We start from the raw sequence: 18,232 nt of genomic DNA on the forward strand, positions 1-18,232 counted from the left end.
TTTCACCTATTTAGCTTGTGCAACTTCTGCTTTAATATCTGTGCCTAATCTTTGGAGATAGGCAATTAAAGCAATTATTTCTCTATCCGGTTCAACAACAATTCCGTTATCCAATAAATCATTAGCAATTGTCTGCGCTTGTTGCGTTAATTCGGCTCTTGCTTGCGATTCAAATCCTTCTGAGTATGGAACTCCTAAAGTTCTCATCGCAGAAATTTTTGCTTCAAGATTGGAATCGTCTAATTTGTTTTCTATTAACCATGGATAAGTCGGCATTAAAGAACCAGGCGACATTGATCTTGGATTTTCCATATGCAAATAATGCCACATGTTGGAGTATTTTCCGCCAATTCTGTGCAGATCCGGACCTGTTCTTTTTGATCCCCATAAAAATGGATGATCATAAACAAATTCGCCGGCTTTTGAGTATTCGCCATATCTTTCAACTTCGGATCTAAATGGTCTTACCAATTGTGAATGGCAGCTATTGCAAGCTTCTTTAATATAAACATCTCTTCCTTCCAATTCTAAAGGAGAATATGGTTTTACCGATGCAATAGTTGGAATGTTTGATTTAATTAAATAAGTTGGAACTATTTCAATAATTCCGCCAATAATAATTGCAACAAAAGCTAAAGCCGTAAATAATAAAGTTTTGGATTCAAGATATCTGTGGATCATTCCGTATTTTAATTTTTCAGTCATTGGTCCGCGCGGAGCCGCTTCAGCAGCTTCGTTTGCTTCAAAAGAACCTTGCTTCATTGTTTTAGCTAAATTGTAAACAGCAATAAATAATCCGGTAATATATAATGTCCCGCCAATTGAACGCATTATGTACATTGGAACAATTTGTAAAACGGTTTCTAAGAAGTTTGGATATTTTAGTAAACCAAGCGGAGTAAATTCCTTCCACATTAGTGATTGTGTAATACCAGCCCACCACATTGGGATAACCCAAACAACAATTCCTAAAGTCCCAATCCAGAAATGTGCATTAGCTAATTTTTTAGAATATAATTCTGTTTTCCACATTTTAGGAACAAGCCAGTATAACATTCCAAATGTCATAAATCCGTTCCAACCTAAAGTACCAACATGAACGTGAGCAGGAATCCAATCAGTAAAATGTGCAAGTGCATTAACATTTTTTAATGATAACATTGGTCCTTCAAAGGTTGACATACCGTAAGCCGTAACACCTACTACGAAAAATTTCAACACCGGATTATCTCTAACTCTATCCCAAGCACCTCTTAATGTTAAGAGACCATTTAGCATTCCACCCCAAGAAGGCATCCACAACATTATAGAAAATACTGTTCCAAGAGATTGTGCCCAATTAGGTACTGCTGAATACAATAGATGATGAGGTCCAGCCCAAATGTAAATAAATATCAATGTCCAGAAATGTAAGATTGAAAGTTTATAAGAAAAAATTGGTCTGTTAACAGCTTTAGGTAAATAGTAATACATTAATCCTAAAAATGGAGTTGTTAAGAAAAATGCAACAGCATTATGTCCGTACCACCATTGAACAAGAGCATCTTGAATTCCTGCATAAACTGGATAACTTTTCAAAAATGAAACGGGAAGTTCAATAGAATTTCCGATATGCAAAACAGCAACAGTTACAAATGTTGAAATGTAAAACCAAGCTGCAACGTAAATATGTTTTTCTCTTCTTTTCATCAAAGTGCCAATCATATTTACACCAAAAACAACCCAAATTAATGCAATCAAAATATCAATCGGCCATTCTAATTCAGCATATTCTTTGGAAGTAGTTATTCCGGCAACTAAGGTAACAGCCGCAAGAACAATTATTAATTGCCATCCCCAGAAATTAATTTTACTCAAAACGTCACTGAACATTCTTGCTTTAGAAATACGTTGCAGTGAATAATAAACACCGGTAAAAATTGAATTACCGATAAATGCAAAAATTGCTGCATTTGTGTGTAAAGGTCTTAGGCGACCAAAAGTAGTGTAAGCAAGGCCTAAGTTTAATTCAGGGTAATATAGGGCAATGGCAATCCACAAGCCAACCGTTAGTGCCACTACACCCCAAACAACCGTAGCAATCAAAAACATCTTTACTATCTGGTTGTCATAACTGAATTTTTCAACATTCATAAAAGAGGCTCCTTATATGGTTAATTAGTTAGAATCTATATTTTTATTTATCAGCATCTTTTGGTTGTTCCTTTTCATTCTTGCTCACTTCGTTATCAAATAAAATTCTAATAGATGGAGTATAATTATCATCATATTGCCCGGTTTTTACCGACCATATATATGCGGCTAAAAACATTATTGCCACAAACGAACTAAACGCAATTAAAACAAATATTACATTCATTAAATTAAGTTTCTCCTTTTAGCCATTAAATTGGTTGTTAAAGTTGCAAAAACCACAACGGAAATTGAACTTAAAGGCATTAATATTGCAGAAATTACCGGGGATAAAGTACCTTGAACCGCAAAACTCAGTCCAATAATATTATAGAAAAAGGAAATTATAAAACTTAAAATAATAATATTTTTGCTCGTTTTAGAAAATTTTATAAAATCATCTAATTTTCCAAACGATTTTGAATCCAAAATTCCATCGCAGGCGGGAGAAAAATTATTTACATTTTCTGCAATTGAAATTCCCACATTGCTTTTTTTAAGAGCTCCGGCATCGTTTAACCCATCGCCAATCATCAAAACTTGCTCGCCGTTTTCTTGTAATTTCTCAACATAAGTTAATTTGTTAAAAGGTGATTGCTTAAAAAGCATTTCCGTATTTGGATTAAAAAATTCCGCAAGTAATTTTTTTTCATTATCATTATCGCCAGATAGAATTGATAATTTGTATTCATTTTGTAATGCTGAAATTACTTCTTTCAAATTTTGTCTGTATGAATTAGAAATTGTAAAAAATCCTTTTGTCTTATCATCAAAAGCTAAATACACTTTTGTGCTTAAATTATTTTCATCTTTATCCGAAGTTTCATTTACATAAACTCTTGATCCAATTTGGACTTTTATTCCCTTTATATTTGCGGAAATTCCTTGTCCCGGAATTTCTTTATAATCTGAAATTTTAAATAATTCTGCATCGGGAAAAATTCTAAAAATATTTTTACTTAACGGATGTGAAGAATTGTGAACAAGAGATTTAACTAATTTGATTTCGAATTCCGATAAATTATCGCCGACAAAATCAACTTTAGCATTTTGAGTTTCGGTAATTGTTCCGGTTTTATCAAAAACTATAGAAGTAATTTTTGATAATTTTTCTATCACCAAAGTACTTTTTATATAAAATTTATTTCTTCCGAAAATTCTTAAACTATTTCCGAGTGTGAACGGAGTTGATAAAGCAAGCGCGCACGGACATGCAATTATTAACACAGCAGTTAATGAATTAAATGCTAAACTTTTATCAATAGGGAACCAATAAAATGCGGCAGATGCGGCAATTAGAATAATTATAAAAGTAAAATATTTGCTAACTACATTTACAAATGCATCAATTTTACTTTCATCTTCTTTGTGGAAAGTTTTGTTATTCCATAATTGAGTTAAATAACTTTGCGAAACCACTTTAATAATTTCAACTTCAATTGCGCCACCGACTTGTCTTCCTCCGGCGTAAATTAAATCGCCATTAATTTTCTCAACCGGATTTGATTCGCCCGTAACAAAACTGTAATCAATAAATGCGGTTCCATTTATCAGCACAGAATCAGCGGGAATCAATTCTCCATTCTTTATAATTATTCTGTCCTTAACTTCTAACTTTTCAACGGGTTTTGTTGTTTCAATTTTATTCTTCAAAATTGTTACGGCAATTGGAAAGTACGATTTGTAATTTCTTTCAAAATTTAAAGCGGCGTAAGTTTTACTCTGAAACAATTTCCCAACAATCATAAAGAAAACAAGCGCAGTCATAGAATCTAAATATCCGGCGCCGGTTTGTGTAAAAATTTCGTAAAGACTTCTTAAGAAAAGAACTAAAATTCCAATAGAAATTGGCACATCAATATTTACTATTTTTTTTCTTAAACCTTTAAATGCAGAAATAAAATAATCGCTTGCGCTATAGAAAAATACCGGAAGGGAAAATAAAACATTCAAATAACTGAAAACCGGTTTTACATCATCGGTCGTAATTTCATTTAGTGATAAATATTCCGGAAAACTGAAAAGCATAATATTTCCAGCAGCAAATCCCGCAACGCCGATTTTGTACCATAACTTTTTATTAATAATTGCTGATTTTTCAACTTCTTTTTCAGCAAGATTTAAATCGGGTTCATAACCAATAGAATCAAGCAGAATAACGATATTTTTAAGATTGGTTTTAGATTCTTCAAATTTGATGGAAACAATTTTCTTTAAAAAATTTGCTTCGGAGTGAATAATTCCCGAATCCATTTTGTACAAATTTTCTAAGATCCAAATACATGAACTGCAATGAACTTGCGGAATGCTGAAAGTAATTGTTGTAATTTTTCCGTCGGTAAAATCGATAAGTTTTTCTTTTAGATCTTCATCATCAAGAAAATCAAAATTCTTCTTTATATCATTTTTTTTATTTTGACCGGGATTTTCATCAATAGAATAGTAAGTGCAGAGATCATTAGCATCTAAAAGTTCGTAAACGGTTTTGCATCCGTTACAGCAGAAAATTTTATCATTAATTTTTATTTCGTCATCATTGCATTCTTCACCGCAATGAAAACATATTAATTTTTCCGTCACACTAATTTGTTCTACAGCCTTCACTTTCTTTTAATTTAGGTTGAATGTTAATTGATAGGCTAAAAGATAATTATTTTTAGATAAATATGAAGCAAAAAAAGACAAAAAGTACTTAATTTTTATAAATTTTTTATTCGGATAAATTTGTGTTATTTTAGTAATAAATTATGATAATTTTGGCAAAGGGAATTGTTTCTAAAAAATGATTCAAACTCAAAACATCATATTTATAATTTGCTGCGAAAAGAGAAGAAGGAAACATTATTTCCTTCTTCTAAGCATTTTTTTTGGTGCGGGTGAATCATCTTTCCAAACTTTTTTAGGTTTTCTATCACCAAATGATTTTTTTTCACCACTGGGTTTTCTAAAATCGCTGCGTGATTCATCTCGTGGTTTTCGGTAATCACTTCTTGATTCGTTTCGGGGTTTTCTAAATTCACCGCTTGCTTCATCTTTCGGTTTTCTAAAATCTCCACTTGATTCGCTGCGTTTTCTTTTGAATACACTATTTAAATCTTCTCTTTTTTTCCTAAATCCGCCGCGTGATTCATCTCTTGGTTTTCTAAAACTGCTTGCTGATTCGTCGTCAGATTTTTTATAATCTCTTCGCGAGTCATCTCTTGGTTTTCTATCTCTATACGATTTAAAATCATCTCTGGATTTTCTAAATTCTCCTCTCGGTTTTCTATTATCATCAGTTCGTGATGAAGCAATTTCCAAATTAATTTTTCTTCCTCTGTAATCTTTTTCGGAAGTATTTTTAATCAAAATATTTTCAAAAGCTTTTTCGGTTTCGAAAAATGAGAATGTTTCCTTAATCTGAATTTCGCCGATTTCAATTTCTTTGTTTCCCGAATTATCTTTAACAATTCCAATAATGTCAGTTGGTTTTAAATTATCTTTTTTACCAAGATTTATAAAAAATCTTGTCATATCACTATTTGATTTGCCGGTTCTTCCTTCGCTAAATTTTCTATCGGGTTTGTTCAAATCCGCAAGATTTTTGTAATAATCTAAAAATCTGTTAAACTCAACGGACACAAATTTTTTGATCAATTCTTCACGATCAAGCCATTCAAGTTTTTTTACAATTTGCGGAAGAAAAGAATCAATCTGCGTATGATCTACCGTAACTTTTTCCATTCTGTCAATTAAATAGAAAAGTTGTTTCTCGCAAATTTCTTTTCCGGAAGGAACTTCCAAACTTTCAAATTTTTTGCCGAGCTGTTTTTCAATCATTCCAATTTTATGTTTTTCTTTCAAATTTGCAATTACAATTGAACTTCCAAATTTTCCGGCGCGACCGGTTCTTCCGCTTCTGTGGGTATAAATTTCTAATTCATCCGGCAGATTATAATTTATTACATGAGTTAAATCATCAACATCCAAACCACGCGCTGCAACATCAGTTGCTACAAGTAATTTCAAATGTTTAATTCGGAATTTATTCATCACAATATCGCGTTGAGCTTGAGATAAATCACCGTGAAGCGAATCTGCATTATATCCATCTTGAATTAATTTATCAGCAATTTCTTGAGTTTCATTTCTGGTTCTGCAAAAAACTATTCCGTAAACTTCCGGGAAAAAATCTACAATTCTTTTTAAAGCTAAATATCTATCTCTTGATTGAACAAAATAAATTTTGTGACTAACATTTTCGGCACCAACATTTTTTTTCCCGATTGTAACTTCAACCGCATATTTCAAATATTTTTTTGATAATGATGAAACTTCTGCCGGCATTGTTGCTGAGAAAAGTAATGTATTTCTACTTTGCGGAGTTTGATTAATTATTGCATCAAGTTCATCTCTAAATCCCATATTTAACATTTCATCTGCTTCATCTAAAACAACAGTTTCAACTTTGGATAAATCAACAACATTTCTATTTATTAAATCAACAAGTCTTCCGGGAGTTGCAGAAACAATATGAACACCGCTTTTAATTGTAGAAATTTGTTTTTCAATACTTGATCCGCCGAATACTGCAGTGATTTTTACGGCTTCAGTATTTTTGGAATAATCTTTTAAATCATCAGCTATTTGTAAACATAATTCACGTGTTGGACTTAAAATTAAATGACGAATTTTACTTGGTTTACCTTTTGATTTTTGTATTAATGGAACTCCAAAAGCAGCAGTTTTTCCGGTTCCGGTTTGAGCAAGCACAACTAAATCTTTTGGCTCACTTTCAAATAAATATGGAATAACTTCTTCTTGCACCGGCATTGGAGTTTTAAAGCCCAACTCTTCTAATGCACTAACAATATTATTTTCAACGCCTAACTCATTAAATGATTTCATAAAAATTTTCACAACTCCTAAATATTTTTAACACAACTACAAAGGTAACGAATAATAAATTAGCAATTAGAAATATTTGGATAAATGATTTATTTTATTTACACTTGCAGCCATTAAAATTTATCTGAAAGTTATTCGAAGTTAAAGTTCATTTAATCTGCTGAAATAAGTTAAAGCATTTCAATCCGAGTACTTAGTTAAGAATTTTCAGTATCTTTACAAATCCAATTATAATAAGGTAATATTTGAAAAAGTTAAGAAACATTGCAATAATTGCACACGTAGATCATGGAAAAACTACATTAGTTGACCAATTATTAAAACAAGGAAATGTATTTAGAAAAAACCAAGTTGTTCAAGCACAGTTTTTAGATTCCAATGATTTGGAGCGAGAACGCGGAATTACAATTCTTGCAAAAAATATAAGCATTCCTTACAAAGATGTAAAAATAAATTTAATTGATACTCCCGGTCACTCCGATTTTGGCGGTGAAGTTGAGCGGGTTTTAAAAATGGCAGACGGCGTTTTGCTTTTGGTAGATTCGTTTGAGGGACCAATGCCGCAGACAAGATTTGTTCTTGAGAAAGCTTTACATCTTCACTTAAAACCAATTGTTGTAATTAATAAAATTGATAGACCGGATAACAGACCGGCAGAAGTTCTTGATGAAATTTATGATTTATTTATTGATTTGGATGCCGATGAAAACCAGCTTGATTTTCCGGTAATTTACGCAAGCGGAAGAGATGGTTGGTGCGTTAATGATTTAAAAGACGAAAGAAAAGATTTGGTTCCGCTTCTTGATACAATTGTAGAGAAAATTCCTCAGCCTATTTTTGATAGCGGTCATGTACAGCTTCAAGTTACAACCTTAGATTATAACGATTACGTTGGAAGAATTGGAATTGGCAGAGTTTTTAGAGGAGTATTAAAAAAAGGTGATTCCCATAGTATTATTAAACGAAATGGATCCATACATAAAATTTTAATTAGACAACTTTTTCTGTTTGAAGGATTGGAGAGAAAAGAAGTCGATGAAGTTTTAACCGGCGATATTTGTGCAATTGTTGGAATTGAAGATATTGATATTGGCGATACAATTGCCGATAGCGAAAATCCCGAGCCGCTTCCAATAATTTCTATAGATGAACCAACAATCAGTATGAATTTTACGGTAAATACTTCTCCGTTTTATGGAAAAGAAGGAAAGTATGTAACCTCCAGACATTTACACGAAAGACTGCAAAAAGAACTTCAGCAAAATGTTGCATTACAAGTTCACGAAACCGGATCGCCGGATACTTTAAAAGTTTCGGGAAGAGGAATTTTACATCTCTCAATTTTAATTGAAAATATGCGCAGAGAAGGTTACGAATTAGCAATTGGTCCGCCAAAAGTAATTTATAAAGAAATTGATACAAAAAAAGCAGAGCCAATTGAAATTTTAGTTATTGATGTTCCAAATGAAACTGCGGGAAAAGTTATTGAACTTGTAGGACAAAAACGCGGCGAGCTTGTAAAAATGGAACAAAAGGGAAGTCTGACAAAACTTGAATTTCATATTCCATCAAGAGGTTTAATGGGATTAAGAAATAAAGTTTTAACCGTAACTTCCGGTGAAGGAATAATGCATCACAGATTTTATCAATATGAATATTTTAAAGGTTCAATTGCGCAGAGACAAAATGGAGTTTTAATTTCGATGCATGAAGGTCAAGCCACAGCTTATGCAATTGACTCACTTCAAGATAGAGGCAAATTTTTTATAGATCCGGGTGATATTATTTATCAAGGACAAATTGTTGGCGAATATAATAAAGAAAATGATATTGAAGTTCATGTTCAGCGCGGAAAAAAATTAACAAATATGCGTGCTTCCGGTTCCGATAAAGCTGCAAAAATTGCTCCTTCAATTAAATTTACTTTGGAAGAAGCACTGGAATATATTAAAGATGATGAATTAGTTGAAGTTACGCCAAAATCAATTAGGATGAGAAAATTATATCTTGATCCGAACGAAAGAAGAAGAAGCGTTAAGAAAATTTAGATTTTTTGTTTTCAACATTCGTTGACAAATTTGTTTAAAGATGCCAAATTTAAAAAGTTGGCATCTTTTTAAAGAAATTATTCCGACTAAATATTTGTAAAAAAAGATAAATCTCCGGAACCTTCTCTAACAATTTCAACGGTATCGCCGCTTAAATCAATAATGCTGGAAGGAACTCCGTTTAACGCTCCCATTGAAAGCATTAAATCAACGCTTGTGTTAAAAATTGTTCTAATTTCTATTGGATCAAAAATTAATTGACCTTTTCTTGTTGTTGCACTTGTACTAATTATTGGATTTCCTAATTCTTGAACTAAAATTCTGGCAATATTGTTATCCGGCACGCGAATTCCAACAGTTTTTCTTTTCGTCCACAATAATTTTGGAACTTCTTTTGCAGCGGGCAAAACAAAAGTATAAGGTCCGGGAATTAATTTTTTCATTGCCCGGTAAGCAAAATCAGAAACTTTTGCATATTTGGAAATATCTTTCAAATCGGAACATAAAAAACTAAATAGTTTTGTTTCGGTCTCATTTTTAATTGAATAAATTCTTTCCACGGCTTCTTTGTTAAAAATATCACAACCCAAACCGTAAACAGTATCAGTAGGATAAATTATTACGCCGCCGTCTTTTAAAACTTCTACAGCTTTATTTATATATCGTAATTGCGGATTTACCGGATGAAGTTCGTAAAATTCCATATTTCCCCCAAACCCTAATAGAATAAATTAACTTTTATTGGTTGATATCTTATAAAAAAATAATGCAAAAACCAATTTCAATAATTGAATAAATCTGAGAATAATATTGTTGTAATTTATTCTTTGTCTTACTCTTAATCCTAATCTTAATCTTTTTAAAAATTATTTTTATTGTTCAGCTTTTGAGATTTCTTGAGAAAATTTACATTGTAACTTTGAATTATGTTTTAAAAAATGTTGATTGAGATTAAGAAAAAGATTAAGATTATAAGTAAGAAGAACTTGATTAGAAAAAGTAAATAAATAAGTATATTTACAGTTCAAAAATTCGGATGTGGAAAATAGATGAGCAAAGAACTCGCTGTTGTTGCAGTAAGTGGAGGCTTAGATAGTTGTGTAACTACTGCAATTGCAAATCAAGATTATGATTTGGCTTTGGTTCACATTAATTACGGACAAAAAACAGAATCCAAAGAATTGCAATCGTTTCATAAAATTGCAGATTACTTTAAAGCAAATAAAAAGTTAGTTATTGATTTTACACATTTTCAAAAAATCGGCGGTTCTTCTTTAGTTGATAAATCAATGCAAATTTCAAGAGCAAATCTTAACAATAAAGAAGTTCCGACTTCCTATGTTCCATTTAGAAATGCAAATATTCTTGCGGCTTGCGTTAGCTGGGCAGAAATTATTGGAGCAAAAAGAATTTTTATTGGTGCCGTTTTTGAAGATTCTTCCGGTTATCCGGATTGCAGACCGGAATTTTTTCAATCATTTGAGCATACTGCAAATTTAGGAACTAAACCGGAAACTCAAATTAAAATTGAAACGCCAATTATTCATTTAACAAAAAAAGAAATAATAAAATTAGGTTTAGAACTTAAAGCTCCGCTGCAATTAACTTGGTCGTGTTACAGCAACGATGAAGAAGCTTGCGGTGTTTGTGATAGCTGTGCATTGCGATTGCGCGGTTTCCAAAGTTTAAATATTGTTGATCCGATTCCATATAAAGAAATTCCAAATTATAAAGAAAACTAAGGGTTAGTAAATGCAGAATAAAAGAAAAATTTTAGAAACATTTGAAAATGAATATCAAGATAGAGATTATATGATTGAACATACTGCGCCGGAGTTTACATCTGTTTGTCCTAAAACCGGACAACCGGATTTTGCAACTATTGTTCTTGAATATATTCCAAATAAACTTTGCATAGAATTAAAATCATATAAATTTTATCTTAACTCATTTAGAAATGACGGAATATATTTTGAAAGCGTAACTAACAGAATTTTAGATGATTTAGTTACCGTTTGCAAACCAAGGTATATGAAGATTAGAGCCGAGTTTAATACCCGCGGGGGAATTTCATCTGTGGTGGAAGTTGAATATGAAAAAGAAGAAGAAATGAGCAGTCTAAATTAAAACTATTGTGTGAAAACAAAATTTTCAAATATTATTTCGAGCAGCAATCAAATCAATTTATTTAGCAGAGTAAGAATGTTTCTTGCTCTGTTGCTTTCTAATTTATCATTCTTCAAACAAAGAAAACTTCTCTTGTACAAATACATGGCAATGTTATAGATATTCTTAATGCTTGTAAATACTATAAACATTTTAAAAATTTAAGGAGTTTACAATGATTAAGAAAAAAATTACAAAACGAAGCTGGGCAGAGCCATTCAAAATTAAAGTTGTTGAACCTTTAAAAATGACAACAAAAGTTGAACGAGAAAAAGCTATAAAAGAAGCCGGTTACAATACTTTTCTATTAAAATCTGAAGATGTATATATTGATCTTCTTACTGATAGCGGAACAAACGCAATGAGTGATAGTCAGTGGGCTGGAATGATGATTGGCGATGAAGCTTATGCCGGAAGTAAAAACTTTTATCACTTGTGGGATAATATTAAAAAATATTATGGTCACCCATATTTTGTTCCAACACATCAAGGAAGAGCCGCTGAACATATGATTTCTAAAATACTTATTACGCCGGGAGATTACATTCCGGGCAATATGTATTTTACAACAACAAGACTTCACCAAGAATTAGCCGGTGCAACTTTCGTAGATGTTATTATTGATGAAGCCCACGATCCGGATAATGAACATCTTTTCAAAGGAAATATTGATATTCAAAAGTTGGAAGATTTAATAAAAAAAGTCGGTGCAAAAAAAATTCCTTATGTAAGTATGGCTGGACCAGTAAATATGGCCGGCGGTCAACCGTTCTCGATGAGTAACTTAAAAGAAGTAAAAAAAGTTTGCGATAAATACGGAATACAACTTTGGTTTGATGCAACTCGCGCAACAGAAAATGCATATTTTATTCAAGAAAGAGAAAAAGGTTATAAATCAAAAACTATCGCACAAATTTTCTTAGAAATGTGTTCTTATTTTGAAGGAGTTTGGGTAAGCGCGAAAAAAGATTTAATGGTAAATATTGGCGGAATTATTGCAACCAAAAATAAAAAAGTATACGAAGAAGCCAGAAATATGGTTGTAATTTATGAAGGCTTACACACTTACGGCGGTCTTGCCGGAAGAGATATGGAAGCTATGGCAATTGGAATTGAGGAAATGTTGGATTATAATAATATTCATGCAAGAATTGGACAAATAAGATATTTTGGTGATCAGCTTGCTCAATATGGAGTTCCATTTGTTAAACCAATTGGCGGACATGCAATATTTCTGAATGCTAAAAAATTTCTTCCACATGTAAAACAAGATCAATATCCGGCACAAACATTAGCTGCAGAAATTTATATTGATTCCGGTGTGAGAACTATGGAAAGAGGAATTGTTTCTGCGGGAAGAAATAAAGAAACCGGAGAAAATAATTATCCTAAATTGGAATTGGTAAGATGTACTTTTCCAAGACGCGTTTATACTCAAGCCCACATTGATGTTACGGTAGAATCTATTGCAAGTGTTTTTCAAAATAGAAAAAGTATTAAAGGTTTAAAAATGATTTACGAACCAAAATATTTAAGATTCTTTCAAGCAAAATTCAAAAAATTGTAAAATCATATTTTTAATGAAACTGATCCCGTAAGCTTAACATAAATAGTTTGCGGGATTTTTTTTTAGTATAATTATCAACCAAAAATTTTACGCATTGTAATTTTTAGTAACTTCTGAAAAATTAAATTAATGGTGCTTGTCATTCCCACGAAAGTGGGAATCCAGTGAGAATTCAATAGATGCCCTTCCGTCAGTTGACGGATCACGAAAATGACAATTTGAATATTTCAGAAGTTTTTTTATTTAATCAGAAAGAAAAAAAATAATTTTCAAATTATGGAAAATTCTAAAGAACAATTTTTAACTGATAGAAACAGACTTTTTAACGATGAAGGATTAATAAAAAATTCTTATAAGTTCTGCGTTCATTACAGTTTATTAGTTGAAGAATATATTTTAAAAATTGTAAAACCAAAATCTTCCGATTGTGTAATGGTTGCTGCCGGAGGGTTTAGCAGACGTGAACTTTCTCCTTACTCCGATATTGATTTAATGTTTATAATTCCAAAAGTTGAAAATCATGAACACAATATTAGGGAAGCGGTAACAAAACTTTGGGATGTTGGAATTGAGGTTTCTCATACTGTGCGTACATTCAGTGATATTCAAAAATTTATGAATGAAGATCTTCATGCGTTTACACAATTTTTTGAAACAAGATTTTTGCTTGGTAATAAACAACTTTATGATGAATGGAATAAAAAAGTTTTTGAAATAATTCATAAAACTGATAAGAAGCAATTAATTTTTGATTTATTTGATGACGTTGAATTTCGTTATAAAAAATATGGAAGTTCTCCAAAAGTGCTTGAGCCCAATGTTAAATTTACCGGCGGCGGATTGCGCGATATTCATTGTGTTGAATGGATGTATTCAATAAAAAATAATATTCTTCTTACAAATCAAGACGAAGTAACACACACCGAAATTTTCTTAAAAACATTACTGCAAAACGGTTCAATAAACAGAAAAGCTTATAAAAGATTGTTTGATAGTTATCATATAATTTTAAACGCAAGAAATCATCTTCATCTTGTTGAAGGAAGAAAAAATGATAGATTGGAATTTGAACAGCAGGAACTAATAGCAAGTAGATTGGGATATAAAAAAAGTGACTGGAAAGAATTTATGTACAGTTACTTTAGAGCATCAACAATTCTTAATCGTTTTTCAAAAACTATGATGAAACGATATAAGCAGTCGTATGCAACAACAATTTCTGATTTTTTACTTATTGATCTTGATGATGATTTTGAAGTTAAAGGTAATATTTTAAATTTTAAAGATGATAGAATTTTAACAACTTCCGAAATTATGCGCGCATTTTATTATCGTGCAGTTCACGATGCATTTTTTGAACTTAATCTCCGTTCGTTAATTATAGAAAGTATTCACTTAATTGAAGAAACCCAAACTCCGGAAGTAACATCTTCTGTTTTTTTTAGAGAATTACTAAAGCTTCCGGCAAATGTTGCAAAAACACTTTCTTCAATGAATGAGTTTAGTTTTTTAGATGTGGTTTTACCGGAGTTTAAAAGTTTAAACGGTTTTTTCCAGCCGGGAGTTTATCATTGTTATACCGCTGATGAACACACTTTAGTTGCTTTGCAGAATATTGAAAATTTATCTAATGAAGATAATCATCTTGCGCGGCTTTATAAAACCATACAGTCAAAAGATTTATTATATCTTGCAACTTTATTGCACGATATTGGAAAGCCAATTAGTGTTGCGGGACATGAAATTATTGGTGCGGAAATTGCAAATAGCATTATGCAGAATTTAGGTTACGGGCAAAGTGAAATTTTATTTGTGCAGTTTTTAATTAGGCAACATTTAACAATGGAACAAGTTTCATTCAGAAGAGATTTAAATGATCCCACAACTTTAGATAATTTTATTACTATTTTTCCATCAATAAAATCTTTGGATTATTTATACATTTTAACTTACGCAGATTTATCTGCCGTAAATCCGCAAGTATGGACAAAATGGAAAGCGGATCTTTTACAAGAATTATATTTAAAATCAAAATCAATGTTGATGGAACAACTTTCCGGTGAAGAACTTATAAACGCAAAGTCTTCTCAAATTATGAATGAAAATTTTGGAGATAACTCATTAGTTGCAGATCATTTAGATCAAGTTGATGATGTAGGATATTTATTTCATTTTACTCAAGAAGAAATTAATCAACATATAGAAGAAATTGAAAAAGGTTCAAAAGTTGCCGTATTTTTTAAAGAGAGCGAAAATTTTACTAACATTACAATTCTTACAAAAGATTCGGATGCACTTTTAGCCAAGCTGTGCGGGGCGCTGGCAATTAACGATATGAATATTCACGATGCAAGAATATTTACAAGACGAGACGGAATTGTAATTGATAGCTTTAGTGTTTCGGATTTTAGAAGTAATTCTTTAGTTGATTCTTCCAAATATCAGAAAATTGAAAAAGATTTAAAATCAGCAATTCTTGGTGAATTGAAAATTGAAAAAGAATTTGAAAGAGTTAAACAAAAATGGAAGAGAATTCTAAATACAAATACATCTAATACAAAAAACACAATAATTGATTTCGAAAATCAAGAAAATTTTACGATTATTGAAGTTCATTCAACAGATAAAATTGGACTGCTTTTTACAATCACAAACAAATTGGCTGAACTTGGTTTAGCAGTAAGTTTTGCAAAAATTGTAACAAAACTTGATGGAATTATCGATGTGTTTTATGTTCTAAAAAATAACGGACAAAAATTAAGAAAAAGTGAATATGATTTTATTAGAACTGAATTAATTACGGTAATTAAAGGATTATAATTCAATATGAATTTTATGAATAAAACAAATCCAATTGGAATTTTTGATTCCGGTATTGGCGGATTGACAGTTGTAAAAAGTGTAAATACATTTTTGCCAAGTGAAAAAATAATTTATTTTGGCGATACGGCTCGCGTTCCTTATGGATCAAAATCAAATTCAACAATTATTGAATATTCAGTGCAAGATGCAAAATTTTTAGCTAAGAAAAATGTGAAGCTTATTATTGTTGCTTGTAATACAGCTTCATCAGTTGCTCTGGATGAATTAAGAAATAAATTTGATGTTCCAATTATTGGAATGATAAATCCCGGAGCCAAAGCCGCTATTAAAGAAACAAAAAATAAAAAAATTGGAGTTATTGGAACAGAAACAACGGTTTCAAATCAAGCATATTCAAAAGCAATAAAAAATATTAATCCGGAAATTGAAGTAATAGAAAAAGCTTGTCCGCTTTTTGTTCCGCTTGCAGAAGAAGGATGGATCAATCATCCGGCAACAAAATTAATAGCGGAAGAATATTTGTCCGAATTAAAAAATGCTAATATTGATACATTAATTTTAGGCTGCACACATTATCCAATATTGAAAGATGTAATTCAAGAAGTAATTGGCAAAAATGTAAAATTAATTGATTCCGGTTCTGCCGCATATGTGGAAGTTAATGAATATTTAGAAGGCAGAGGAATTAAAAATTATCAGCATAACATTGCGAAGCACGAATTTTATGTAAGTGATGTTCCTAAAAAATTTAATTTAATTGCCGAAAGATTTTTAGGTAAAGAATTAGATTATTTAGAAAAAGTTGATCTTGAAGAAATTATAAATGTTTGATTAATTACTGAAGTTACGCAATTTGACGTCTTTGTCATATTGAGTCCGTTAGCTAACGGACTCAATATCTCAAAATAGAGTAAATCCGCAATATTAAGATTCTTCACTTCGTTAAGAATGACATTTTGCGAAACTTCAGTTAATTACAAATTTTGTCATCAAATGGTCGATGACAACAATTAAACATAAATCCACATTTTTAATGTTACTCAGCCAAAAAAACTCAACTATTTTAATTTCTTAAATCAATTATAGCATATTTAAGTTTTTATAAAATTTTTATTATATATAAAGAACTCAATTAACAAAAACTTAATATTGTAAATCTTGACAATTTGTTTTTTTTTTTTCGTATGTTGATGTCGGATTTAAACTAAAATAGTTTTTTAGTAATATAAGAACCAAGTTAAATTTAATGAAAACAAGGGTTCTAAAATGAAAAAACTGCAACTTTTTTTAATACTGATAATCTCACTATTGAGTCTTACCTTTTTAACGTTTAGCTGTGATACAACGGAACCTACTAATAAAAACTTACAAATAATGTTGGAAGATGCCAGCTGTACAGAAGCATGGCTAACATTAAGTACAAATAATATCCCTTTACCAACAAATATAAATTTGCTTGTTAATGAAAAAAATATGAATGGAATAAAAATAAATACTACGGATACTGTAATTTATGTAGATTCATTACAACCAAACCAAACGTATAAAATATATGCAATGTGTGAAAACCAATTAGGGATAAGTAACAGCATTCAGGTTACAACAATGGATACAACAGACCATGATTTTGACTGGCAAAGTTATACATTTGATGTGCTGACAAGTAGCAGCACACTTTACGATATAGCAATTATCGATGAAAATAATATTTGGATTGTTGGTGAAATTTATATTACTAACTCGCCTGGCACAACTGACCAGCACATCTACAACGCCGTGCACTGGGATGGAACAAAATGGGAATTGAAGAGAGTGCCTTCTATTATTTGTGGCAATGACTATCCAGTTTACAGCACAATATTTGCAATTTATGCTTTTAATGAAAATGACATTTTTTTCAGCGACGGAGGTGAGATTATTCATTTTGATGGCAAGCAATATTTACAAGATTGTGCAATAAACTCATTACTAACTGGCAGGATAAATAGAATTTGGGGTAGCAAAAGTAATGATTTATATGTAGTTGGGAATAGTGGTAGTATAATCCATTATAATGGTATTACTTGGAAAAAAATAGAAACTCATACTGAATATAACTTTACAAACATATATGGTATTGTCAACAGTACAACTGGTAAAATGGAAATTTATTCTTCTGCCGTAGATTTTTTCACAAACGATGCAAAAATCTATAAAATAAAAAGTAACTATGAAATAGAAATAATAAATATAACAATAGGGTTTATATACTCGTTTTGGACTCAAAATGGAATTGATTTTTATCTTTGTGGCGACAAATTATATAGAAAAAACGCAGTTGATCCAACAGAAATTAAGTTAAATACTTCGTCACCAGTAATTGGAATAGTGGGAAATAATTATAATGATATTTATGTCATAGGTGCAGATCAATTCTTTTCGCACTTTAATGGAACAAATTGGTATCTATACCCTAAGACCTTATTACCTACTTTGACCGAATATACAATCGTCGCAGCCACCTCCCAAGTGATAGTTGTCGGTGGTACATCTAATAGTAAAGTTGAAATAATAATTGGAAATAAATAGT

General features: G+C 31.1%; 12 protein-coding genes. 7 read left to right on the forward strand and 5 right to left on the reverse strand.

Annotated elements, in window-relative coordinates:
* Positions 1-6: 6 nt before the first annotated feature.
* The 4 genes from ccoN to IPH62_08470 all read right to left on the reverse strand — a co-directional run bounded on the left by ccoN (position 7) and on the right by IPH62_08470 (position 7,059).
* Positions 7-2,133, reverse strand: coding sequence for a cytochrome-c oxidase, cbb3-type subunit I (gene ccoN / locus IPH62_08455; protein MBK7105301.1), 2,127 nt, complete (start codon positions 2,131-2,133; stop codon positions 7-9).
* Between the two features lie 43 nt (positions 2,134-2,176).
* Positions 2,177-2,359, reverse strand: a complete 183-nt coding sequence (ccoS, locus tag IPH62_08460; protein MBK7105302.1) for a cbb3-type cytochrome oxidase assembly protein CcoS — start codon at positions 2,357-2,359, stop codon at positions 2,177-2,179.
* A complete protein-coding gene (locus tag IPH62_08465; protein MBK7105303.1) occupies positions 2,359-4,776 on the reverse strand; it encodes a heavy metal translocating P-type ATPase metal-binding domain-containing protein in 2,418 nt (805 codons plus the stop codon). Before IPH62_08465 ends, ccoS begins: the two co-directional genes overlap by 1 nt.
* Positions 4,777-5,013: 237 nt before the next feature.
* The gene (locus IPH62_08470; protein MBK7105304.1) at positions 5,014-7,059 is read right to left on the reverse strand and encodes a DEAD/DEAH box helicase; all 2,046 of its coding nucleotides are present in this window, start codon (positions 7,057-7,059) and stop codon (positions 5,014-5,016) included.
* A 245-nt stretch (positions 7,060-7,304) separates the two neighbouring features.
* On the opposite strand from IPH62_08470, the gene typA reads away from it, so the two are divergent.
* The gene (gene typA, locus IPH62_08475; protein MBK7105305.1) at positions 7,305-9,107 is read left to right on the forward strand and encodes a translational GTPase TypA; all 1,803 of its coding nucleotides are present in this window, start codon (positions 7,305-7,307) and stop codon (positions 9,105-9,107) included.
* An 86-nt stretch (positions 9,108-9,193) separates the two neighbouring features.
* On the opposite strand, the gene IPH62_08480 is transcribed toward typA, so the two are convergent.
* Positions 9,194-9,811, reverse strand: a complete 618-nt coding sequence (locus IPH62_08480) for a threonylcarbamoyl-AMP synthase (GenBank protein MBK7105306.1) — start codon at positions 9,809-9,811, stop codon at positions 9,194-9,196.
* 345 nt (positions 9,812-10,156) lie between these two features.
* On the opposite strand from IPH62_08480, the gene queC reads away from it, so the two are divergent.
* From queC to IPH62_08510, 6 genes are all read left to right on the forward strand, one after another.
* Positions 10,157-10,849, forward strand: a complete 693-nt coding sequence (queC, locus tag IPH62_08485; GenBank protein ID MBK7105307.1) for a 7-cyano-7-deazaguanine synthase QueC — start codon at positions 10,157-10,159, stop codon at positions 10,847-10,849.
* Between the two features lie 10 nt (positions 10,850-10,859).
* Positions 10,860-11,234 carry an NADPH-dependent 7-cyano-7-deazaguanine reductase QueF gene (queF, locus tag IPH62_08490; GenBank protein MBK7105308.1) on the forward strand — a complete coding sequence of 125 codons (375 nt, stop codon included), beginning with the start codon at positions 10,860-10,862 and terminating at the stop codon, positions 11,232-11,234.
* A gap of 214 nt (positions 11,235-11,448) precedes the next feature.
* The gene (locus IPH62_08495) at positions 11,449-12,840 is read left to right on the forward strand and encodes a tyrosine phenol-lyase (protein MBK7105309.1); all 1,392 of its coding nucleotides are present in this window, start codon (positions 11,449-11,451) and stop codon (positions 12,838-12,840) included.
* Positions 12,841-13,116: 276 nt separating this feature from the next.
* The gene (gene glnD, locus IPH62_08500; protein MBK7105310.1) at positions 13,117-15,660 is read left to right on the forward strand and encodes a [protein-PII] uridylyltransferase; all 2,544 of its coding nucleotides are present in this window, start codon (positions 13,117-13,119) and stop codon (positions 15,658-15,660) included.
* A 6-nt stretch (positions 15,661-15,666) separates the two neighbouring features.
* Positions 15,667-16,494, forward strand: coding sequence for a glutamate racemase (locus tag IPH62_08505; protein ID MBK7105311.1), 828 nt, complete (start codon positions 15,667-15,669; stop codon positions 16,492-16,494).
* A 435-nt stretch (positions 16,495-16,929) separates the two neighbouring features.
* The gene (locus tag IPH62_08510; protein MBK7105312.1) at positions 16,930-18,231 is read left to right on the forward strand and encodes a glucosyl transferase; all 1,302 of its coding nucleotides are present in this window, start codon (positions 16,930-16,932) and stop codon (positions 18,229-18,231) included.
* Position 18,232: the final 1 nt, after the last annotated feature.

The organism is Ignavibacteriota bacterium, assembly GCA_016708125.1.
Taxonomy (GTDB): domain Bacteria; phylum Bacteroidota; class Ignavibacteria; order Ignavibacteriales; family Melioribacteraceae.

What these genes read in the sequence shown, in the direction of transcription:
- IPH62_08505 (MBK7105311.1), top strand. Translation starts at nt 15,667, where the DNA reads ATGAATTTTATGAATAAAACAAATCCAATTGGAATTTTTGATTCCGGT.
- IPH62_08510 (MBK7105312.1), top strand. Translation starts at nt 16,930, where the DNA reads ATGAAAAAACTGCAACTTTTTTTAATACTGATAATCTCACTATTGAGT.
- IPH62_08480 (MBK7105306.1), bottom strand. Translation starts at nt 9,811, where the DNA reads ATGGAATTTTACGAACTTCATCCGGTAAATCCGCAATTACGATATATA.
- ccoS (MBK7105302.1), bottom strand. Translation starts at nt 2,359, where the DNA reads ATGAATGTAATATTTGTTTTAATTGCGTTTAGTTCGTTTGTGGCAATA.
- queC (MBK7105307.1), top strand. Translation starts at nt 10,157, where the DNA reads ATGAGCAAAGAACTCGCTGTTGTTGCAGTAAGTGGAGGCTTAGATAGT.
- IPH62_08495 (MBK7105309.1), top strand. Translation starts at nt 11,449, where the DNA reads ATGATTAAGAAAAAAATTACAAAACGAAGCTGGGCAGAGCCATTCAAA.
- ccoN (MBK7105301.1), bottom strand. Translation starts at nt 2,133, where the DNA reads ATGAATGTTGAAAAATTCAGTTATGACAACCAGATAGTAAAGATGTTT.
- IPH62_08470 (MBK7105304.1), bottom strand. Translation starts at nt 7,059, where the DNA reads ATGAAATCATTTAATGAGTTAGGCGTTGAAAATAATATTGTTAGTGCA.
- glnD (MBK7105310.1), top strand. Translation starts at nt 13,117, where the DNA reads ATGGAAAATTCTAAAGAACAATTTTTAACTGATAGAAACAGACTTTTT.
- queF (MBK7105308.1), top strand. Translation starts at nt 10,860, where the DNA reads ATGCAGAATAAAAGAAAAATTTTAGAAACATTTGAAAATGAATATCAA.